The 22,121-nt window shown below is 56.7% G+C and carries 18 protein-coding genes and 2 pseudogenes; 8 read left to right on the forward strand and 12 right to left on the reverse strand.

Translation table 11 applies throughout. The features are described 5' to 3' along the window. The first annotated feature begins 15 nt into the window (after nt 1-15). The 4 genes from ACT2B1_RS20620 to ACT2B1_RS20635 are packed head-to-tail and all read left to right on the forward strand — an operon-like array spanning nt 16 to nt 5,278. Nucleotides 16-342: a hypothetical protein gene (locus tag ACT2B1_RS20620; RefSeq protein WP_171125143.1), complete on the forward strand. Its 327-nt coding sequence runs from the start codon at nt 16-18 to the stop codon at nt 340-342. Further along, nucleotides 299-2,722 (forward strand): DUF3141 domain-containing protein, encoded by a 2,424-nt coding sequence (locus ACT2B1_RS20625; RefSeq protein ID WP_481669081.1) that lies wholly within the window; start codon nt 299-301, stop codon nt 2,720-2,722. Before ACT2B1_RS20620 ends, ACT2B1_RS20625 begins: the two co-directional genes overlap by 44 nt. Continuing rightward, entirely contained in the window at nt 2,719-4,113 is a 1,395-nt protein-coding gene (locus tag ACT2B1_RS20630; RefSeq protein ID WP_481669082.1) for a bifunctional enoyl-CoA hydratase/phosphate acetyltransferase, read from the forward strand. The genes ACT2B1_RS20625 and ACT2B1_RS20630 overlap by 4 nt, the downstream gene beginning before the upstream one ends. Next, a complete protein-coding gene (locus ACT2B1_RS20635; protein ID WP_481669083.1) occupies nt 4,106-5,278 on the forward strand; it encodes an acetate/propionate family kinase in 1,173 nt (390 codons plus the stop codon). The genes ACT2B1_RS20630 and ACT2B1_RS20635 overlap by 8 nt, the downstream gene beginning before the upstream one ends. A gap of 2 nt (nt 5,279-5,280) precedes the next feature. Here ACT2B1_RS20635 and ACT2B1_RS20640 read toward each other — a convergent pair whose 3' ends face one another. From ACT2B1_RS20640 to ACT2B1_RS20695, 12 genes and pseudogenes are all read right to left on the reverse strand, one after another. Beyond that, entirely contained in the window at nt 5,281-5,751 is a 471-nt protein-coding gene (locus ACT2B1_RS20640; protein ID WP_481669084.1) for a phage holin family protein, read from the reverse strand. 10 nt (nt 5,752-5,761) lie between these two features. Beyond that, complete coding sequence (locus tag ACT2B1_RS20645; RefSeq protein WP_171123346.1) at nt 5,762-6,007, reverse strand: hypothetical protein; 246 nt, start codon at nt 6,005-6,007, stop codon at nt 5,762-5,764. A 105-nt stretch (nt 6,008-6,112) separates the two neighbouring features. Continuing rightward, nucleotides 6,113-7,108 carry an endonuclease/exonuclease/phosphatase family protein gene (locus tag ACT2B1_RS20650; RefSeq protein WP_171123597.1) on the reverse strand — a complete coding sequence of 332 codons (996 nt, stop codon included), beginning with the start codon at nt 7,106-7,108 and terminating at the stop codon, nt 6,113-6,115. After that, the gene (locus tag ACT2B1_RS20655; RefSeq protein WP_171239282.1) at nt 7,108-8,154 is read right to left on the reverse strand and encodes an ABC transporter ATP-binding protein; all 1,047 of its coding nucleotides are present in this window, start codon (nt 8,152-8,154) and stop codon (nt 7,108-7,110) included. Before ACT2B1_RS20655 ends, ACT2B1_RS20650 begins: the two co-directional genes overlap by 1 nt. A gap of 11 nt (nt 8,155-8,165) precedes the next feature. Continuing rightward, nucleotides 8,166-9,059: pseudogene (locus tag ACT2B1_RS20660) on the reverse strand (ABC transporter permease subunit). 11 nt (nt 9,060-9,070) lie between these two features. Next, nucleotides 9,071-9,952 carry an ABC transporter permease subunit gene (locus ACT2B1_RS20665; protein ID WP_481669085.1) on the reverse strand — a complete coding sequence of 294 codons (882 nt, stop codon included), beginning with the start codon at nt 9,950-9,952 and terminating at the stop codon, nt 9,071-9,073. A 73-nt stretch (nt 9,953-10,025) separates the two neighbouring features. Then, nucleotides 10,026-11,330, reverse strand: coding sequence for an extracellular solute-binding protein (locus ACT2B1_RS20670; protein ID WP_481669086.1), 1,305 nt, complete (start codon nt 11,328-11,330; stop codon nt 10,026-10,028). 406 nt (nt 11,331-11,736) lie between these two features. Further along, nucleotides 11,737-12,402 carry a D-lyxose/D-mannose family sugar isomerase gene (locus ACT2B1_RS20675; protein ID WP_171125127.1) on the reverse strand — a complete coding sequence of 222 codons (666 nt, stop codon included), beginning with the start codon at nt 12,400-12,402 and terminating at the stop codon, nt 11,737-11,739. A gap of 17 nt (nt 12,403-12,419) precedes the next feature. Further along, nucleotides 12,420-13,346 (reverse strand): carbohydrate kinase family protein, encoded by a 927-nt coding sequence (locus tag ACT2B1_RS20680; RefSeq protein ID WP_481669259.1) that lies wholly within the window; start codon nt 13,344-13,346, stop codon nt 12,420-12,422. Between the two features lie 38 nt (nt 13,347-13,384). After that, the gene (locus ACT2B1_RS20685) at nt 13,385-14,365 is read right to left on the reverse strand and encodes a glucokinase (RefSeq protein ID WP_254428840.1); all 981 of its coding nucleotides are present in this window, start codon (nt 14,363-14,365) and stop codon (nt 13,385-13,387) included. 42 nt (nt 14,366-14,407) lie between these two features. After that, nucleotides 14,408-15,709: pseudogene (locus ACT2B1_RS20690) on the reverse strand (GH1 family beta-glucosidase); the annotation flags it as partial. A gap of 2 nt (nt 15,710-15,711) precedes the next feature. Continuing rightward, the gene (locus tag ACT2B1_RS20695) at nt 15,712-16,743 is read right to left on the reverse strand and encodes a LacI family DNA-binding transcriptional regulator (protein WP_481669087.1); all 1,032 of its coding nucleotides are present in this window, start codon (nt 16,741-16,743) and stop codon (nt 15,712-15,714) included. A 219-nt stretch (nt 16,744-16,962) separates the two neighbouring features. Here ACT2B1_RS20695 and ACT2B1_RS20700 point away from each other — a divergent pair, with 219 nt between their 5' ends. The 4 genes from ACT2B1_RS20700 to ACT2B1_RS20715 all read left to right on the forward strand — a co-directional run bounded on the left by ACT2B1_RS20700 (nt 16,963) and on the right by ACT2B1_RS20715 (nt 22,120). Then, the gene (locus tag ACT2B1_RS20700) at nt 16,963-18,231 is read left to right on the forward strand and encodes an ABC transporter substrate-binding protein (protein WP_171125121.1); all 1,269 of its coding nucleotides are present in this window, start codon (nt 16,963-16,965) and stop codon (nt 18,229-18,231) included. A 63-nt stretch (nt 18,232-18,294) separates the two neighbouring features. Next, a complete protein-coding gene (locus ACT2B1_RS20705) occupies nt 18,295-19,302 on the forward strand; it encodes a carbohydrate ABC transporter permease (protein WP_481669088.1) in 1,008 nt (335 codons plus the stop codon). 4 nt (nt 19,303-19,306) lie between these two features. After that, nucleotides 19,307-20,455: a carbohydrate ABC transporter permease gene (locus ACT2B1_RS20710; RefSeq protein ID WP_481669089.1), complete on the forward strand. Its 1,149-nt coding sequence runs from the start codon at nt 19,307-19,309 to the stop codon at nt 20,453-20,455. Between the two features lie 9 nt (nt 20,456-20,464). Beyond that, nucleotides 20,465-22,120 carry an alpha-glucosidase gene (locus tag ACT2B1_RS20715; RefSeq protein WP_481669090.1) on the forward strand — a complete coding sequence of 552 codons (1,656 nt, stop codon included), beginning with the start codon at nt 20,465-20,467 and terminating at the stop codon, nt 22,118-22,120. Nucleotide 22,121 lies beyond the last annotated feature (1 nt).

Consider the following 22,121-nt stretch of genomic DNA (forward strand, 5'->3'; position numbering starts at 1 on the left):
CGCCGTGGAAAGTTTGTGGTAAACATCAAAACAGGCTATGCTGCACCGCAGAAAGATGCGAGAGAATCGACCGTGTTCCGTTTTGAAGGAGCGAAATCGCTGGTTGCCGGTATTGCTAACGATCAGCCAACAATCTGGGCAGTTGGAAACACTCGTCCTATCGTTGCTCTTGCCCCAAAGAAAGGTTTGCACCAGCGAGATGTCGTTACATCTGTCGAGGGGTTTCACCTGGCTATGGATGTCTTGGTTCATGCTCTGCCGTCGGCAGATTCAGCACCGTCTGAAAGAGGATATTCACATGATTACGAATGCTCATTCGAAATCCCTGCAGTTTGGCTCTGATATGGCCAGGGACGCGGTTGCCGTGAATGAACGGACTGTCGGGGCCGTAGCTAACGCGTTGGAACAGTCCGGAGTTCAGTGGAACTTGCTGTCAAAATCAATGGCGCTGCAGTCCGGCAGGATCGTGCAGGACCACACGGACCGGACCCGTCAGTTGGTTCAGAACATGGCAGAATGTTCCGAACGGCTTGTGGCATCCCGATCAATTGTCAAAGACTGGGGGGAATACCTGAAAGACGCAGGCCAACGGGTTGCCCTGACCATGGATGCCTTGCGCGAACGCGGAGATGTCTTCCTCGAGCACGAAGCTGCAGGCTGCCCGCCCGTTCTTATCTATGATTACGAGGTAATCACCGACGGTAGGCACCTGAAACGGCCCTGCAACTATCAGTTGTTGCGCATCCTTCCGCCCGAGGGTGTGACCGTTGAAGATAACAAGCGCCCATATATCATCATCGACCCACGCGCGGGTCATGGCGGCGGCATCGGCGGCTTCAAGCATGACAGTCAGGTTGGTGTTGCTCTGGCCAAGGGCCACCCGGTCTATTTCGTCAGCTTTGGGCGCGATCCTGTTCCCGGTCAGACTCTGGCGGATGTCATGCATGCCGAGGCAGGGTTTGTCCGAACCGTGCGTGCACGCCATCCAAACAGCCCGCACCCTGTTGTCACCGGAAATTGTCAGGGCGGGTGGGCGACGTTGCTAATGGCTGCGTGCAATCCCGATTTAAACGGTCCGTTGGTTCTGAACGGCGCGCCTGTTGCGCCTTGGGCTGGGGCGGTTGGGGAAAACCCGATGCGCTATAATGCCGGGGTTCTGGGTGGGACGTGGCAGCCGATGTTCTGGTCGGACTTGGGGGCAGGTCAATTTGACGGCGCCAATCTGGTTATGAACTTTGAGCAGCTAAATCCCAGCCGAAACTACTTTGGCAAATACTTTGATCTCTACAGGGATCCTGACGGGGGTCGACAGCGCTTTATAGATTTCGAACGCTGGTGGGGCGGATATTTCATCCTGAATGAGGCCGAAATCCATTGGATCGTCGAACAGCTTTTCGTCGGTAACCGTTTGGTCAAGAACACGGCTCAGCTCGAACCCGGTGTCCCGGTCGATATCAAGGCCATCAAAGGGCCGATCTTTGTGTTTGCTAGTCAGGGTGACAACATCACACCACCGCAGCAAGCCCTGAACTGGATTTCTGAGACTTATTCCGACGAAGAGGAAATCCGCGTCCGTGGGCAGCGCATCGTCTATATGCTGCACGACGAGGTGGGTCATCTGGGCATCTTTGTTTCGTCAAAAGTGGCACGGAAAGAACATCGAGAGCTTACCTCTACGCTGGAAACCGTCGAGTCAATGGCACCCGGCCTGTACGAAATGCAGATCGAAAACATCGAGGGTGAAGGCACCGACAAGGAATTCGAAGTTCGTTTTCACGAGCGTACATTGGCAGATCTCGCCGTTCTGGATGATGGCCAGCAGGATGAAATGAGCTTTGCCGCCGTTGCCCATATGTCAGAAACTCAGGCCAATTTATACGAGACATTTGGCCGTCCGATCGTACGATCCTTGTCGACGCCCGCTTCGGCAAACGCGCTTCGTGACTTACACCCCCTGCGCGTGCAACGCGCTGCATTGTCTTCGGCCCAACCTGCCACATTGGGAATAAAATTCTGGGCGGACATGGCGCGGGAACACCGCAAACCCGCCGCGCCGGAAAATCCATTTTTGGAACTCGAGAAGATTACGGCGGACTGGATAGAGCAGGTGATGGATTATGGCCGCGACTTTCGCGATGCGTGGTACGAGCTGACATTCTTTTCTCTTTGGAGCGGGCCTTTGGCAGCGTGGTTCGGTCGGAAGAACGCCGCGCACAGAACATTGGTAAATCCTGAAAGTCTGAAGTCATTGCCCGAGGTCGAAGCGGCACTTGCGCACATAAAACAGGGGTCACTGGCTGAAGCTGTTGTTCGGATGCTGATCCTTCTGGTCGACAGCAATCAAAGCTTTCGGGCTGAAATTCTGGACCGGTGGGCCCAAGTCTTCAAACATGATGAACCATTCAAAGGGCTTACGGTTGATCAACGTCATCGCCTGCTGCATGAACAGTCGCTTATAGTGACCTTTGATAAGCAAGAAGCGATAAACACGTTGCCTGATTTGCTTCCCCTAAAGAAAGACCGTATGCAGGCGGTTAACCTTCTCCGGCGGATCGCCGGAAAAGTGCAAAAGCCCACTCCTGAACTGTTCGAGATGGTTGATGAATTGTGTGACATTCTTGACCTGCCAAAGCCTCAGGATGAAGCGGCACCGGCGCCTGCGAATAACTCTGAGACGCTGCCTGCGCGATCCCCTGCTGATAGAAAAGCCCGCTCAAAATGAAAATCTATGAGAACCGAACATTTGCCCAATTGAATGTAGGTGACGAAGCCAAACTGACGCGTCTTTGCACGGTTGATGACCTCTATGCGTTTGCCTCCGCATCGGGGGACCACAATCCCCTGCACTTGGCGGCCTATGACGGTGACGGCGATGGGCAGCCCGAGGCGGTGGCACCGGCTTTGTGGCCCGCTGGTCTGGTTGCCGCTGTGCTGGGTAACGTATTGCCGGGGGCGGGGACTCAAACCCGTCGGGCGGACCTGTCCTTCCACATTCCCGTTCTTGCCGGTGACGAATTAACGGCGTTTGTTTCGGTTGCCGAAAAGCGCGATGATGGCGATCTGATCTGCAGCGCCGAAGTGCGCCGCGTCGGAGATAACGCCTTGGTCCTGAGCGGTACAGTTCAGGTCACGCCCCCGGCCCAGCACATGGAGTTCAACTCGATCGAAGTTCCGGGCCTTGTCGTCCAGCGCCATCGTCATTTCGACGCGTTGCTTGAAAAGGCAAGACCTTTAGACCCTATGCCAACGGCAGTGGTTGCGCCCGAGGATGGCAATTCGCTGAGTGGTGCGCTGCTGGGTCATGCCAACAGCATCATCACGCCGATCCTTGTTGGGGATCCTGACAAGATCAAGGCCGCAGCAGCAGAGATAGGTGCGGATATCTCCGGTTTCGAGATCGTCAAGGCTCGGGGTCACGGGCTTGCCGCACATCGCGCGGTAGATTTGGTGGTTGAAGGGAAAGCACAGACCCTGATGAAGGGGTATCTGCATACGGATGAGCTGTTGCATGCCGTCTTGCGCCGGGAAAACGGATTGCGAACTGGTCGGCGTTTGTCTCATGTCTTTGTGATGGACGTCCCGGGGATGCCAAGACCTATCATGGTGACGGACGCGGCGGTGAATATCGCGCCGGACCTCGAAACCAAAGCCGACATCGTTCAGAACGCAATTCATCTGGCACAATCCATTGGGATCGAAACGCCGAAGGTCGGTGTTTTGTCAGCCGTTGAAACCGTAAACCCGCATATGCCCTCATCTGTGGATGCGGCGCTGCTGTCTAAAATGGCTGAACGCGGACAGATTACCGGCGGGTTGGTCGATGGCCCACTTGCGATGGACAACGCGGTTGATCTGAAGGCTGCCCGCACCAAGGGCATCACGTCCGAGGTTGCCGGATCAGCAGATATTCTGGTCGCCCCGAATATCGAGGCGGGCAATATGGTTGCGAAACAGCTAACCTTTATTTCTCATGCCGAGGCTGCGGGCATCGTGGTGGGGGCGGGCGCCCCGATCATCTTGACTTCGCGGTCTGATGATGATGCCTCGCGCTTGGCGTCCTGTGCGGTTGCGGCGCTGCATGCTTATGCAAGCAAAGGTAAGCTCTATGGCTGATCATGTATTGGCGCTGAACGCCGGGTCTTCGTCACTGAAATTCGCGTTGTACGAAGTCATCGAGGAAAACCGCCCCAGCATGCGATGGCGAGGTCAGATCGAGCGTTTGGGGGATGCCCCTAGATTGCTGGCTCAGTCTGCCGGAGGTCGGTCGATCAACCGCCCGCTGTCGAATACCCAGAGCCACGATGAAGCTATCCACGCTTTTCTGGAAATGGCGCGGGAATATCTTCCGGATATCCATGTGAAAGCAATCGGCCATCGTGTTGTCCACGGTGGCACCGTCTATTCTGAACCGGTTCTTATTGATGAAACGGTTATAGATACATTGACGGGGTTTGTTCCTTTCGCCCCTTTGCATCAACCTTATTCTCTGGCTGGGATCCGGGCCGCCAGCGCTGCATTCCCGGATACCATTCAGGTGGCGTGTTTTGATACGGCCTTTCACCGAACGCACCCTTGGGTCAACGATACTTTTGCCTTACCGCAAAGTTACTATGAAAAAGGGGTCCGTCGGTACGGATTCCACGGGCTGAGCTACGACTATATCTCTGGGAAACTGAAAGAGATCGCACCGGGTCTGTACGATGGCCGCGTGGTGATTGCGCATCTGGGGAATGGTGCATCCATGTGTGCGGTCTCGGGTGGGCGCGCGATTGCCTCGACGATGGGATTCTCGGCGTTGGACGGTCTGCCGATGGGGACGCGCAGCGGCCAACTCGATCCTGGTGTGGTGTTGTACATGATGCAGCAGGATGGAATGTCGGCAGATGAAATCGCCGAAGTTCTTTATCGCAAGTCCGGTCTTCTCGGCCTGTCTGGTGTTTCGTCTGATATGCGTACGCTTTTGGCTGCTGATACGCCGGATGCCCGCAAGGCCATCGACTATTACGTGTTCCGCATCCGCCGGGAACTGGGAGCGCTGTCCGCCGCGTTGGAAGGTATTGACGCGCTGATCTTTACGGGTGGCGTTGGCGAGAATTCGGCCCCGATTCGGCAGATGGTGTGCGACGGAATGCGCTGGATCGGAATCGAATTGGACCACGCGCGAAACGCGGATGGCGGCACAGTCTTGTCGACGGATTTTAGCCGCGTCCGCATCCTGTCGATACCAACCAACGAAGAAATGGTAATTGCGCGCGCCGCGGTCAAACTGATGCAATAAGGTTAATCGCCAGACTTTTTTCGAGATTTGGAGAGTTTGATCAAAGCGCCCAACAGGGCGCTGACAATCTCGGGGGTCACGGCCCCAAGTGGGTCGCGCCGAAAACCTGTAACGGCGTCGCGTGCCTCGGCCAAGTTGTCCTTGATCTCGGTCTCAATGTCTTGCAGCGCCAGGTCCCGAAGCTCAACCACAGCAGAGATGTCGGTTTGTGATGACATGGAGTTGGCGAACAGTGCCAATAACAGAGCCACCACCAGATCGACGCCGGCCATGATCAGTGCCGCGACCGCGTTTGACACAAACTCAGACAGCCAGAAAAAGCCTGCGACGTTCAGCATTACGACCGCTAGGCCAATAGCCAGCCCCGCAGCGCCATAAAAACCGGTGCGTTTGGCCGCTACTGCGACTTGTCTTTGAGCAATCAGCCTTTCGGCACGCAGGATGATTGAAAGATTGCGGGATATGCGGCTCATGTGCGGGCTCCTACCGGGAACGGCCGACCAGATAGCCAAGCGCGAAAACGCCTAGCGCAAACAGGATCGGCTTTTTGTGCGGCAACTCCCCAAGTTCGGTCAGAACGTCGTCCATCTGGTCTGACCAGTTTTCGATCGTGTCGATCAGATTGTCGGAATGGTCTTCCTTTGGATCGGCCTTCTCGGCCTTGGTTTGTTGGGCAAGTTGGCGGCGAAGTTCGGCAACTTCGGCTTCCAGCTCTGCTTTTGTTACCATCGTTCAGGTCCCTCTACCGCGTTGTACCGCATGTTAGTCGGTTTTTCCGTTTTGGCAAAAGGGGCTTATCGGACGGTAAGACAGATCGCTGCAGGAAAAGCGGGATCAGCCAGCCCGGCACCAAACGCAGTCGTGGTCGGACAGGGGCGTTCCGTCGTCAGCAATCGAAGGCAGAATACCAGTGCCATGGCATTCGAGACCCCGGCCCGCCAACCAGTCCAGCTTCATAACCCGGTCGGGGTGGGGCGTGATCAGGCTGGGGCGGGTCGTATTGCCTTGCGCCGTGAAAGACCAAGAATAACCGTGGGCCTCGGCCAGTTCGAATAAGGTTTCTCGCCGCCAGTCAAAGTCCGGGGGTAGGTGATTGCCGGTGTTCAGGTCCCCGCCAACTATGACCGGTAGATTCGGCGCGAAATCGTCAATCACCTGTAGCAGCCGTTCGAATTGTTGATGTCGGTGAATGGCGTTTGCGTTGCTTTCCAGATGAGTGGAGACGACGCAGACCGGTCCGCTGGCCCCCGGTACAATAGCGGCTATGGCGTTGCGGCCCCCGATGCGTGGCTGGTCAGGATCGCTCGCCCCGGCATCTGCCGCAAACCAATGGCCGTGATCGTCCAGCCGAACCAGGACGGTGCGTTCAAACGGAACCGACGACAGGATCGCATTCCCGTGCCAGCCCAAAGAGTTGAAGTCATCCGTGCAGAACTTGCGCTCGGTCGGGCCGCCCAAATCAAGTTCATGAAACTCAACGCCAAAAGCGTAAGCCATTCCAAGGGCGTCGGCCATCGCTTCGGTTGTGTGTCGCTGTGCAGTACGGGCCATTCCGTGATCAACTTCGGACAGCAGAACAATATCCGGGGCGACTTTCCCGAGATGCGCAGCCGTCTCTTCAGGGAAAAGACATCGTTCTACATTCCAGGCGGCCACGGTGAATTCACTGGGCAGGTGAGCGGATTGAGCCTTTCCTCCGACCTGAACGGCATTCATCGCTTCTATATTGGCCAATATCCTGCGATGCGCGTCGGCAGTGCGTGGGGCCGACAGGATTGCGCTCCGCTGGGTTTCGGATACAGCCGGAAGGGTCACTAGCGTTTGAGTGATCACAGCCTCAGCCCCGTTTCCCTGTCGAACAGGCGCAGGGCCTCGGGCTTTAGGTTGATCTTGGTTTCACCAACCTGCGCCGCGTCATCCTTGCCTAGCATGACCGAGAAGGGCTGATTTGCGAGCCGCCCATGTAGCAGCCGATGCGCGCCCAGTTCTTCAAGGATATCGACATGGAATACGACCTGACCCTGTTCATCCATTTCAACGTCTTCAGGGCGAATGCCCAGTGTCACAGGTCCGTCAAAGGACTGGGGTGCTTGTATCTGGTTGCCGAAGCCATTGATCCGAACACTTTGCTGATCAACTTCAGCTTCGATCAGGTTCATTGGCGGTGCCCCCATGAACGAGGCCACAAAGGTCGAGGCCGGGTTGTGATAAATTTCTGACGGGGTGCCAATCTGCTCGATCCGACCTTCGTTCAGGACGATGATACGATCGGCCATCGTCATCGCCTCGACCTGATCATGGGTCACGTAGACGGCGGTGGTTCTAAGGCGGCGTTGCAAAGCTTTGATTTCGATCCGCATCTGGTTGCGCAGCTTGGCATCCAAGTTCGACAGCGGCTCATCAAACAGAAACAGCGCCGGATCGCGCACCACAGCGCGGCCCATGGCAACGCGCTGGCGCTGACCACCCGAAAGCTGCGCTGGCTTGCGGTCCAGATACTCGGACAGGTTCAGCATCTTTGCCGCGTCTTCCACTTTGGATGCGATATCGGCGGCGGGGGTGCCTCTGTTCTTGAGGCCATAGCCGATATTCTTGCGCACCGTCATATGCGGATATAGGGCATAGTTCTGGAACACCATCGCGATGTCCCGATCCGCTGGGTCCACGTCATTGACCACGCGGTCGCCGATTTTCAGCACCCCTTCGGTGATGTCTTCCAACCCCGCGATCATCCGCAGCAGTGTGGACTTGCCGCAACCCGACGGGCCGACCAGCACAACAAATTCGCCGTCCTGAATGGTGAAACTGGTGGTCTGAACGGCCTGGAAGCCATTGGGATAGACTTTGCGGATGCCCTCTAATGTAACCTGAGCCATGCGCGTATTCCTTATTTATCGGATTCTGTGAGGCCCTTGACGAACCAGTTCTGGAAAAAGACCACCACCAACACCGGAGGGATCATCGCCACGATGGCCAGCGCCAATGCCTGCCCGTGTTCGGGGATTTGACTGTCGGTGTACGACAACACGATCTGCTTGATGCCGCGGACCAGCGTGAAAAAGCCTTCATCCGTGGTGATCAGCGTGGGCCACAGGTACTGGTTCCAGCCAAAGACAAACATGATAATGAAGATCGCCGCGATCATCGTTTTGCTCAGTGGGATGAGGATATCGACGAAGAATTTCCACGGACCTGCGCCGTCGATCCGGGCGGCTTCGGCCAATTCCTCGGGCACGGACATGAAGAACTGCCGGAAAAAGAACGTGCCTGTGGCCGAGGCGATCAGCGGCACGATCAGACCGGTATAGGTGTTGGTCAGGCCCAGTTTCTGGATTGCTTCGTAAGAGGGCAGGATGCGCACCTCAAGCGGCAGCAGCAGGGTGGTGAAGATTACCTAGAAGGCCAGCGTGGCAAAGCGCAGGCGGAAATAGACGATGGCGTAGGCCGCCATCATCGAAATCACGATCTTACCCACGGCAAAGCCGATGCCAAGGATGAACGAGTTCATCAGCATCAGCATCCCGTCGACCGTTTGGGTAAAGCCGCCCCTTTCGAACATGGCGGCGCGAAAGTTCTTACCCAGATCGTCGCCCAGTGTCAGTTGCAGCCCTTCGCGGTGGATTGTCACTGCATCATGGCTGGCCGTAGTCAACGCCAGCAGCGGCGGCAGCATCATCAGCAGCGCGCCCAGGATCAGAATGATGTGGTCTCCAATCGCTTCCCATTTGATGCGACGGGGGCGATGGGTCTCAGCGGGGGTGTCGAGTGTTGTCTCAGCCATGTCCAAAGCCCTCAAGTGTAGTGAATCCGGCGTTCCACCAGCCGGAACTGAAACACGGTCAGCAACAGGACCAGCGCCATAAGGATTACTGATTGCGCCGATGATCCGCCTAAGTCGTTGCCTCGAAAGCCGTCCAGGTAGACCTTGTAGACCAACGTCATCGGATTGTTGCCCGGCTCGCCCTTCATCAGTGCGTCAATGATGCCGAACGTGTCGAACAGCGCATAGGTGACGTTGATGATCAGTAGGAAAAACGCGGTTGGGGCCAGCAGCGGGAAGGTGACCTGCCAGAACCGTCCGGTGGCGGATCGGTTGTCGATCATCGCTGCCTCGCGCACGGACCTTGGGATGGATTGCAGGCCGGACAGGAAAAAGATGAAATTGACGGGGACCTGCTTCCACACGGCCACGATAACCATGGCTGTTGCGGTCGCGTTGTAATCCACACCCAGTTTGAAATCCCAGCCGAACACCTGGAAGAACTTGGTCAGCGGTCCGGTGCTTTGGTCAAAGAACAGAATGCCCAGAAACCCGGCCACGGGCGGCGCAATGGCATAGACCCACATCAGCAGCGTGCGATAGGTCTTGGCCCCCTTGATCACCTTGTCGGCCTTGACCGCCAGCAGCAGCGCGATAGCCAGCGAGAAAATAGTCACCAGCACCGAGTAAAGGATCGTGAACCCGGCAACGCGTTTGTACTGATCATTGCCCAGCAGCGACGTATAGTTCTCAGCCCCCACGAAGGTCGAACCGAACCCAAACGGGTCTTGCAAAAAGAATGAGGATTGCAGCGCCCAGCCCGCAGGCCAGTAGAAAAAGATGGCGATGATCATCAACTGCGGCAACAGCAGCGCCACAGGAAGCCAGATCGTGTCAAAGCCCGCGCGTTTCATAGAAGGATTCCGTCTTGAACAGGGGATGGCCGCGCCATGACAGCGCGGCCATCCCTGGGGGTGATCCAGGGCGTTAACCTTGGGTCTTGGCGAAGCGGGCCAGCAGCGCGTTGGCTTCGGCTTCGATAGTCTTGAACGCGGTTTCGACGTCGGTTTCACCGGTCAGGACACGGCCATATTCGCGGTTCATGATGTCGCGGATCTGGACGTAAAAGCCCATGCGGTAGCCCTTGGTGTTGTCGCCCGCTTTGGCCTGCAACTGGTTCACACCAACTTCGGCAGCCGGAAAACGGTCATAGTGGCCGTCTTTCTTGGCGACGTCATAAGCGGCTTCGGTGATTGGCACATAGCCGGTTTCCTGATGCCAGAAATACTGGGTCTCGGGCGCGGTCAGAAAGCGGAAGAATTCAGCCGTGGCCTTGTTTTCCGCGTCGGATTTACCCGACATGGCGAACAGGGCGGCACCACCGATAAAGGTTTGGGTGGGCTCAGTGGTGACGGCTTCCCAATAGGGCAGCTCGGTCGCGCTGAATTCGAACGGCAGGTCTTTTTGCAGCAGGCCGCCGAACGAGCCGGACGAACCCAGCCACATGGCAACTTTGCCTTCTTCGAACGGTTTGGCATTGTCGCCCCAGCCGGTACCGTACCATTCGAACAGTCCGTCGTCTTTCCATGCGGTCACGGCGGTGAAATGCGCTTTGATCGCGTCGTTGTTAACCAGAATCTGCGTGTCAGTGCCGTCATAGCCGTTGTTGTTGGTGGCAAAAGGCAGGTTGTGGCGCGACATGAAGTTTTCGGTGAAGATCCAGGGCAGGTGCGACTGACTGAGCGCGATATAGCCTGCGTCTTTCAGTGCGGGTGCGGTGGTCGACTGGAACTCTTCCCAGGTTTTCGGCGGGGTGACGCCTGCGGCCTCCAACGCGTCCATGTTGTAATACAGGATCGGCGTGGACGAGTTGAAGGGCATCCCGATCATTTTGCCGTCGCTGTCGACATAGAAGTACCGCACACCGGCGATGTAATCGTTAATGTCGAATTCAACGCCATTGTCTGCCAGCAGATCCTGAACCGGAATGGTCGCGCCCTTGGCCCCGATCACGGTGGCGGCGCCTGCGTCGAACACCTGCATGACGTTGGGCTGTTCGCCCGCGCGGAAGGCGGCAATACCTGCGGTCAGGGTTTCTTCGTAGCTGCCTTTATAGACCGGAGTGATCTTGTAGCTGTTTTGCGAGGCATTGAAATCTTCGGCGATCTTGTTGACTGTTTCACCAAGCTGACCACCCATGGCGTGCCACCAGGTGATCTCGGTTTCTGCAAAAGTCGCAGTCGCGCTAAAGGCTATGGCAGCAGCGGTTGCGCAGAGCTTCAGATTGGTCATGTATTAACTCCGGTTCAGCAGCGGCCTTTGACAAAAAGGCTCGCCAAATTCAGAGGCATTTGCCCCTTGGGGTAATAGAATGGCAGCGCTATCAGGGAAGGCCCCGAACGCTGTACACGGTATGCGTACTCAGCGTTAGGTACGTGGGTCGTATGACAGTCAGGTGAATGTTTTTTAAAGCAATTTTGACATATTTCCCCAAAGGGAATGCCGACTTCAAAGTGTCAGTTGCACGCGCATCGCGGCCGAAAACCAACGCTAAGCCGTTGTTTCAACGAAGGTCGGGACGTCGGCGCCAATCAATAAGCGAACGCGACTTGTCTGCATGGCAATCCAGCAGATCGTTGGGAACGCACGGCACTATTTCATTTGCTTGATGCGTCCAGATTGCGAGCGGATTATTGTTTCAATAATCCGCAACCAAAAGGAATTCCTGTGCCGCGTCTTCTTCGATTGTGGCGAAACGCGGAATTGGGTCCTCGAATACGTTGTCGGTACGATCATCGTTTACAGTTGACACTTCACCAATCAGGCAATCGCCCTTTTCGGCCCAGAAAGCGTGCCAGATGCCCGGCATTAAGGTTACGCTTTGACCCGGTCCGAGCCGCAAAAGCTCGCCGGGTTGGATCGACACCGGGCACCCGTCGCTGGGCACTGTCACAGCGTTTTCCCGGTCGATCCCGCCCACGGAATCCGAAGCGTAGATTTCCATCACCAGATCGCCACCGCCTCGGTTGATAATGTCTTCGGCCTTTATGATATGACGATGCATTGGCGAAAGCTGTTTGTCCCGCGAGACAAGCACTTTCTCTGCGTACAGCATGCCGCGCCCTTGGTTCAGATCGGCGACATCGCCATTGCGCAACGTGAACAGGAACAGCCCTAGTTCATCGAACCGTCCCTGTCCGTAGTCGGTGATATCCCACCCCAATCCACGTTCGCGAATAACTGTTGCCTGATCGCTTCTCATCTGATCTGGCGTCCAGTTGGCAAAAGGGGGCAAAACCGCTCCGAAAGACCGAATGAAAGCTTCGGCTTCGGTTTTGATTGCGTTGATATCTGATCGTTTCATCGGTGTCCCTTTCGGGGTCAGAGTTCGTTTGCCCAAGGTGGGTTTGCCCCTGCGCGAGAAACCGTCACGGCAGCGACTTGTGCACCCTTGGCAAGAGCATCTTTCAGTTGGTCTGGGTTGAGGGAACGAAGCCCTTGTTTGTTCAGGTGGCCTGCACGTTCCAACTCGGCCAATACGCCAGCGTTGAACGTGTCTCCGGCGCCGACGGTGTCCACAACTACGACCCTTTTGACAGGCACCGAGGTTGACCTGCCATCCGGCAGATATCCGGATGCCCCCTCGCTGCCTTTGGTGACGATGACAATGGCGGGGCCTTCTTTCAGCAACAGCGAAACTTTGTCAGTCAGGCTTTCTGGCCCGGGAATGATCCAATCCAGATCTTCATCGGAAACCTTTACGATATCGGCCTGAGCGATCATCGCGTTGAGCCGGGTGCGATAACGGGTTTGATCATTGATAAAACCGGGACGGATGTTTGGATCCAGCATAACGGCCTTTTCCGAGCCGTGTTGATCCAACAAGGATGCATAGGCGTCGGCACAGGGTTCGCAGGCAAGGCTGATACCGCCGAAATACAAAGCCGATACCGCTGGCAACTGGTTGGGCATGTCCTCGGGCGTCAACATGCGACCTGCCGAGTTTTCGTCCAGAAAACTGTAGGTAGCGTGCCCGTCCTTTAGCTGCACAAACGCCAAAGTTGTCGGGCGGTCGGTTTCAATGACATGGCTGGTGTCCACATGGCTGGCCTTTAAAGACCTGCCGAGTTGCTGCCCAAACATGTCTGAGGAAAGGCCCGTCAGCATTCCGGATGGAACGCCAAGTCGAGCAAGCGCAATCGCCGTGTTGAAAATCGCGCCTCCGGAATGGGGCACAAATCCCTGTTCGCCCGTAACGGTGGGCGAGGCGATCATGTCGATCAGGGCTTCACCGCAGCACAGGATCATGCCGGGTCCTTTCTGTATCATTGGGTCAGGCGGTCAGTTTATCGCGCAAGCGCACTTTTACAGAAGTTGTTAGCGCCAACAATGCCAAATTCGTCCTGTTCTGAAACGTACAGGTTCATTGACCGCCGCAATTCGCTGAAACGCCCACCAGCGTTGAAGGCATCCTTGAAAGCGTCGGCGAAAAGCCAGCGGTTCTTTTCTGCCACCCCGCCGACGAGGAAAACACCGCCCGTAGGCATCATGACCACGGCCAAGTCGCCCATTACGGCACCTAGATGCGAGGTGAACATCTGCGCTGCCCTGACCGCGAGCGGGTCCGAGGCACCGCGGGCGTCATCCAGAATGTCCTTGGCGCTGCGCGTTTCGGCAGTCGCCTGTCCTGTCGCCAATTGAATTGCCTGATACAGGATCGGCAGTCCCGTGCCGCTTAGGAACATTTCGGCTTCAAGCGTCAGGGTGTCGTCAAAAAAACAGTCCGGAGCAACTTGGCGCGCGGCGCGGAAAATTTCGACCTCGTCCTCGTGACGGGGCGACAATCCAACGTGGCCGCCTTCACCAGACGCGGTGTGAAACCGACCGTCGGAATAGAGCAGAGAGCCGACGCCCAGCCCGGTTCCCGGTCCGACAACCAACCGTGTTCCCATCGGTGGCGTTTCGGCGCCTTGCAGAACTTCGACGTTATCGCCGGTGATTTCGGCAACCGACCATGCGGCGGCGGTGAAGTCGTTGATGACAAATGTGTGCTGCGCGCCCGTCGCGCGCGCGATGTCAGCCTCGGACAGATCTAGCTGCGCGTTTGTAAGCCGGATCATACCGTTCTGCACTGGTCCCGCACCGGCCGCGACGACGGCGCGCGGATCGGTTCCGATTTCATCCCGCAAACTGTGAAACGCTTCGAGCAATTGCGGAAGTGACCCCGTGGGGTATTTACGCAGGTCGGTGAGTTTACCGTTTGAGACCACACCCAATCGCGTATTGGTGCCGCCGATATCGGCAACCAAGTTCCAGTGGTCGTGCATACATCCCGCAGGTTGCGCCAAAGGCAGCGAAACTGTGCTGCCGGACAGTGCAGTTTTCACTGCATTGTAAGACGCTTTGGGCCGACGCTCCATCGTCTCGAAATCGACGTCCACAAGACCAAAGCGTTTTTCATACCCCAAGGCCCATTCGTAATTATCCAGCAAGGACCAGATAAAATACCCTTTGACCGGCACGCCTTGGTCCACCGCGTCATGCACGGCCGCAAGGTGCTGGTTCAAATAGTCGATCCGGTCATCATCCTGCTGTCGTTCCGGGCTGGCCATGCCGTTTTCCGTTACATAGATAGGAAGATCACCGGTATGGTCGCGCATTGTACGGGTCAGGAAACGTGTCAAGGCGCTGGGTTCGATTTCCCAACCCATCTGGGTTTTTGGTAAGGGGCCGGGGACTTCTTTTAGGCTGGGCCAAGCAATATCTGCGGGCGCGATCAGCTTGCGGGTGTAGTAATTTAAGCCACACCAGTCGACCGGGGTGCCAATCGTGTCGAAGTCGTTTTGCCAATCGCTTGGCAGATGAGGTTCCAGTCCGTCCAGAACGACCTGGGGGTATGTTTTGTTGAATACGCCACTCAGGAAGAAGCGGTTGTAGATACCGTCGTACAGGTCAGCGGCGCGGCGTGCCTCGGGGCTGTCATCCGCAGGTTCTGCCCACTCCAGATTGAACACTGCACCCAAGTTGGACATGCCCAGACCGCGCATCGCCTCGATAGCCCGTCCATGTGCAAGTAGGACGTGATGCATCGCGCGCGCCGTGGCACGGATGTCGCGCAGACCGGGGGCGTGGTGGCCGTCAAAGTGGCTGAGCCAGCTTACGCACCAAGGTTCGTTGATCGGCGCGACACTGAACATGCGGTCACCGATGCGGCCCATGATAATCTCGGTAAAATCGGCAAACCAGTTGGCTATGTCCCGATTGCGCCAGCCACCCAGATCGGCCAACGGCGAGGGAAGCTCCCAGTGATAAAGCGTCGCGCAGGGGCGTATTCCACGCTCCAATAACGCATCGGCAAGGCGGTCGTAGTAGTCCAGCCCTTCCTGGTTAATAGGTCCGCGCCCTTCGGGCAGAACGCGCGCCCAGCTTGTTGAGAACCGATAGCAGTCAAATCCTGCGTCGCGCACAAGCTCAAAGTCTTCGTCAAAGCGGTTCAAATGATCACAGGCGCGGTCACCGTTTTCATTGCGCACCACGTTACCGGGTGTCGCGGCGAACGTGTCCCAATGTGTTTGGCCAGCGCCGCCTTGTCCGTGACCTTCGATCTGATAGGCAGAGGTTGCAACGCCAAAGAGGAAATCTTTGGGGAAATCAGTGCGGGCATATTTCATGTTCAGAACCTGTCAGGAGCGGGGCCGGTCGAGCCGCCAACTACCAGTTCGGCCTCCAGCAATCTAGTTTGAACCGGGCCCTCTGGCGACTTTATTCGCTCGATCAACATTTCGGCTGCTATTTCGCCAGCTTGCCGGACAGATGAGCGAGTTGCGGTAAAGATCGGCACGTCCTGCCCGTTTTTCAGGTAAGATAGATCGTCGTCATGGGCGATGACGGATACATCGCGTCCCATCTTCAGCCCAGCCTCGTTCAGCGCGCGCCTTACGCCAATCGCCGAAATCATGGATGAGATCAGAATGGCTGTGGGCGGATTATCCATCTGTATCATGGCGCGCGCTTCGTGGTGGCCGTAGACCTCGGTCATCTCGGCGCTGCGCATCAAGGACGGGTCAGGCGTTATCCCAGCCTCATGCAAAGCCTCCAGATATCCGGCGCGGCGACGCTGGGCAAAGTCCATATCTTCCAACCCGTTGATCAGTGCGATGCGCCGGTGCCCTAGGTCGATCAGAAATTTGGTGGCCCTTTGGAATGAACTTTTGTTGTTCACGTCGATCCAATCGTAGGGCCCATCAACTCCGGTCGCACGACCATGAACGATGAAAGGAACCCCCATGCGGGAAAGTACGCCGATCCGAGGTTCGTTAACCTTCGGACCCTGCAGGACAACTCCATCAACGGCGCCGCGTTGAAACAGGTCGCGATACGCCCGTTCGATCGACGTATCGTCTGCATTCGTGAACATCATGTCATAGCCATGCTCCGCATATTTTCGCGCAGCACCTGCAACGAAATCGCCGAAAATAGGGTTGACCATTTCATGCTGCGAGGAACTGGGAATCACGTGCCCAATGACCATGGACCGACCTGTGGCCAACCCTTTTGCGCGGCTGTTTGGCCGGTAACCATGTTTCGTGGCAGCGGCCTGCACACGTAGGCGCGTATCCTCGTTCACCTCGGGATAGCCGTTCAGCGCACGGCTGACAGTTGTTTGGGACAAGCCAAGAATTTCTGAGAGCTGCTTTAGGTTCATATTCGATTCAAAGCGCCTTCAAATTGGGACTGCTATCTGTATTGTGGGGAATTAACCTTTGCGTCAATAAGATTCAAACATATGCCTACAAATATTAATAACTTGGGTAAACGGCAAACCAAACATTGACAGAGCTTGAATGTTAGCGGATAAGGTTCGTCATCCAAAGCGCTTTGAAAATACGATTCCAAGGCGAGAGATGATACGGGAGGAGATTTCATGAAACACTCGCTTTACGCAGGTGCGGCCACGTTCGCCCTGATGTCAGGCGCTGCACAGGCGGACAAGGTTACCGTGTTCGGTCCGTGGTTGGGGCCGGATCAGGAAAATGTCGAAAAGGTTCTGGACGGCTTTGCTGCAGCAACCGGGCATGAATACGCCTATGTCGGGTCAGACAGTTTTGAACAACAAATCCGAATTGATGCCGAGGCGGGTTCAGCACCGAATGTCGCCGTATTCCCGCAGCCGGGCCTGGCGGCAGATATGGCTAAGTCCGGCTTTCTGACGCCGCTTGCCGATGGAACGGGAGATTGGATTCGCGACAACTATGCCGCGGGGCAGTCTTGGGTTGACTTGGGCACATATGGCGGACCGGACGGCGCGGACAATCTGTACGGCTTTTTCTACAAGGTCGATGTAAAGTCCCTGGTTTGGTACGTGCCTGAGAATTTCGAAGATGCGGGTTACGAAGTACCGACCACGATGGAAGAACTCAAGGCGCTGACGGATCAGATCGTGGCTGATGGTGAGACACCTTGGTGTATCGGTCTGGGTTCTGGTGGTGCAACCGGGTGGCCCGCAACCGACTGGGTTGAGGATATGATGCTGCGCACACAATCGCCGGCTGATTATGACGCCTGGGTCGCCAATGAGATGAAGTTCAACGATCCCAAGGTCATCGCTGCGATCGAGGAGTTCGGCGCGTTTGCCCGCAATGACGACTATGTTGCCGGCGGCTCAGGGGCTGTGGCTACGACGGACTTCCGCGATAGTCCCAAGGGAATGTTCAGCTCACCTCCGCAATGCTACATGCACCGTCAGGCCTCGTTCATTCCAGCGTTTTTTCCGGAAGGAACTGTTGTAGGTGAAGACGCAGATTTCTTCTATTTCCCGGCTTATGAAGGCAAGGACCTCGGCAGCCCGGTTCTGGGCGCGGGTACCCTGTGGGCGATCACCAATGACAGCCCCGGCGCGCATGCGTTGATCGAGTATCTGCAAACCCCCGAGGCTCATGAGACCTGGATGCAACTGACCGGGTTCCTGACACCGCATAAGGGCGTTGATACCTCGCTGTTCTCGGACCCGACGCTGAAGAAGATGAACGACATTCTTCTTGGTGCGACTACCTTCCGGTTTGACGGCTCTGACCTGATGCCGGGCGGTGTTGGCGCAGGGACGTTCTGGACCGGCATGGTCGACTATGCTGGTGGGGCCTCGGCGGAAGAGGTTGCCAACGAAATCCAGTCCTCCTGGGACGCGCTGGACTAAGCGTTCCTGATCGGGCAACCCGCCAGTTCGGGTTGCCTGCCACCGTCGCAAGGGAGACGCGGCATGCATCCGGCATTACAGGGCCTGCTGACCATCGCCATCGGCGTGTCAGGGTGTGTGGGCTATTTCTACCTTTCGAACCAGTTTCTGGACAAAGTGCTGTTCCCGGCACGCGGTCCGAATGCAGGGCGCAATATCAATCGCGCGAACATGATCCGGCCTTGGCTGTTCTTGTTTCCGGCGTTGGCGGCGTTGGGCCTGTATCTGGCCTATCCGGTGGTGGAAACCCTGCGTCTTTCGCTGACCGATCGTGTCCCCGGCGGCGGGTATGAATGGGTTGGGTTGGAAAACTACATCCAGATGGCCAACGAACCCAAATTCTGGGAAGCCATGCGCAACAACATGTTCTGGCTGATCATCGTGCCCGCCATGTCGACCGCGTTTGGACTGCTGGTGGCGCAACTGACGGACCGCATCCGTTGGGGTAACGTCGCCAAATCTCTGATTTTCATGCCGATGGCGATCTCTTTCGTCGGGGCCTCGGTGATCTGGAAATTGGTCTACGACACCCGTCCGGCCGAGCAGGACCAGATCGGGATGCTGAATGCGCTTTACATCTTCTTTGGTGAGACCGAGCCGCAGACCTGGCTGACTATTCCGCTCTGGAACAGTTTCTTTCTGATGGTGGTGCTGATCTGGATTCAGACCGGCTTTGCCATGGTGATCCTGTCCGCTGCCCTTCGAGGCATTCCTGAAGAAACGATCGAGGCCGCCATTCTGGACGGAGCCAACCCGTTCCAGATTTTTTTCAAGATCAAGGTGCCGCAGATTAAAACCACCATTCTGGTGGTCTGGACCACGATCACTATCACGGTGCTAAAGGTCTTTGACATCGTCTTTGCCATGACCAACGGCCAGTGGGAGACACAGGTTCTGGCCAACTACATGTATGACAAACTGTTCCGCGCCAACGACTGGGGCGTAGGGTCAGCCTCGGCGATGGTGATTATGCTGCTGGTAACACCGATCCTGATCTGGAACGTGCGCAACGCGCGCAAAGAGATGGAGTGAGGCGATGAGCGATATTGCAGGAACCAAACCGGCGCTACGCTGGGTCGTGCATGCCTCGGTCCTGTTTCTGGTGGTGCTATGGGTGGTCCCGACACTGGGACTGTTGATTTCATCCTTTCGAACGGCAGACCAGATTGCGACCAGCGGCTGGTGGAAATCCCTTTTCCCGTCCGAACAGAACCTGACTCTGCGGTCCGCCGCGCCGGACACACAAGTTCTGGAAAACGGGATTTACGTGATCGAAGGCAACCTGTTCGACGCGGGGACGTCGGCTACGATCTCTCAATGGGGGGTCAGCTCCCGGGCCGTGGATGCGTTTGTTCCGGGCGATACGGCGGAACTACGTCGGGGCGGTACGATCACTGTGGATGCGCAAGGTATCTACAGGATGGAGAATTCGGAAGAATTTACCGGCACCCGGGGCGCCCGTGTATTCGTGACCGCAGAATTGCCGCCCGAGTTCACGCTGGCCAATTATCACAAGGTTTTGTTGGCTGAAGATTCCTCTGACAGCATGGGGCGGGCCTTTTTCAACACATTGACTGTGACCATCCCGGCGACGATCATTCCCATTTTGGTGGCGGCCTTTGCGGCCTATGCGCTGGCGTGGATGGACTTCCCGGGCCGCGCCCTGCTGATCGCAGCGGTCGTTGGTTTGTTGGTTGTTCCGCTGCAACTGGCACTGATCCCGCTGCTTAAGTTCCATCTGAATATTGGCATCGGCAAAGGATATCTGGGCGTCTGGATGGCCCATACCGGGTTCGGGATGCCCTTGGCGATTTATCTGCTACGGAACTACATGGCTGGTCTTCCACGTGATCTGATCGAGAACGCGCGGGTCGATGGCGCGACCGAGTTCCAGATCTTCACCAAACTGATCCTGCCGCTCAGTTTCCCGGCGCTGGCCTCTTTCGCGATCTTCCAATTCCTGTGGACATGGAACGACCTGCTGGTCGCCAAGGTCTTTTTGATCGACGCGTCGGGTCAGACCACCGTCATGACCAATCAGATCGTCGAGTTGTTGGGCACGCGGGGTGGCAACTGGGAAATTCTGGCCACGGCGGCGTTTGTGTCGATTGCCGTGCCGCTGATCGTTTTCTTTGCAATGCAAAAATATCTGGTCCGGGGCCTGCTGGCCGGATCCGTCAAATAGAGGCGACTGATGAACGTGCAGAACACTGTAGATACAACAAAAGCAACCCAAACACCGGCCGACTGGTGGCGCGGCGGCGTGATTTACCAAATCTATCCCCGCAGCTTTCAGGACAGCAATGGCGACGGTATTGGCGACCTCAAGGGGATCACGCAACGGCTGGGGTACATCGCCTCGCTTGGCGTCGACGCAATCTGGATTTCACCGTTCTTCAAATCTCCGATGAAGGACTTCGGGTACGATGTCAGTGATTACCGCGATGTCGATCCAATGTTCGGCACGATGGAGGATTTCAAAGACCTGTTGGATCACGCGCATGGTCAAGGTTTGAAAGTGATGATCGACCTTGTGTTGTCACATACCTCGGATCAGCATCCATGGTTTAGCGAAAGCCGCGCAAGCCGCGAGAACGCTAAGTCAGACTGGTATGTTTGGGCTGACCCGAAGCCGGACGGAACGCCCCCAAATAACTGGCTGTCGATCTTTGGTGGCTCGGCTTGGCAATGGGATTCGCGACGGTTGCAGTACTACCTGCATAACTTCCTGACCTCACAGCCGGATTTGAACTTCCATTGCCCGGACGTACAGGACGCCTTGCTGGACGTGGCCCGGTTCTGGCTGGATTTGGGGGTCGATGGGTTCCGGCTGGACACGATCAATTTCTACTTTCACGACCAGCAGTTGCGCGACAATCCCGGTCTGCCGATGGATCAGCGCAACGCCTCGATCGCGCCGATGGTTAATCCGTATAACCATCAGGATCACCTTTTCTCCAAGAGCCAGCCCGAGAATATCACCTTCCTCGAACGGCTGCGCGCGCTGACTGATGAATATGACGGCCGCGCCTGTCTGGGCGAGGTTGGTGACGCGCAGCGCGGGCTTGAGATCATGGGCGAATACACCACCGGCGATAAGCGGATGCACATGTGCTATGCCTTCGAGTTTCTGGAAAAGCGCGCCCTGACCGCGTCATACGCCAAACAGGTCTTTGACCAGTTACAGGACAAGGCCTGCGATGCATGGCCCTGTTGGGCCTTTTCGAATCACGACGTGCAGCGGCACGCCTCGCGCTGGGGGCTAAGCGACGCGGCCATCCGGCAACACGCGGTTCTCATGATGTGCCTGCGGGGCTCGGCCTGCCTGTATCAGGGTGAGGAACTGGGCCTGCCCGAGGCGGATGTGGCATTTGATGATCTGCAAGATCCCTATGGCATCGAATTCTGGCCCGAATTCAAAGGCCGCGACGGGTGCCGTACGCCGATGGTCTGGGCTGCGCAGGACGAACACTCTGGGTTCAGCAAAGGGCGCCCCTGGCTTCCGGTCAGCTCGTCGCAAGCCGAGCGCGCCGTGGACCGGTTGGAGCAGGACCCCAAGTCAATGTTGCACCACTACCGTATGGCGATTGCGCTGCGCCACGCGCATTCGGCTTTGATGTCGGGGGCGCAAGTTCAGATGGTCCAGTCCGGCTCGGTTCTTACTTTCGTGCGTGAAGACCAAGCGGAACAGGTGTTCTGTGCCTTCAATCTGGGCGCAGACTCCGCAGAGGTCGTCACGCCCGAAGGCCAATGGCGCGTTATCGGGGAGGAGTTGGGCGGCGTCGGCGGGTCGGGAAATCTGACTCTCGGCGCTGCTCAATTCTGTCTGATGGCTCGGGAAAAGGGGTAGG

It is taken from the genome of Ruegeria sp. S263 (assembly GCF_056780525.1).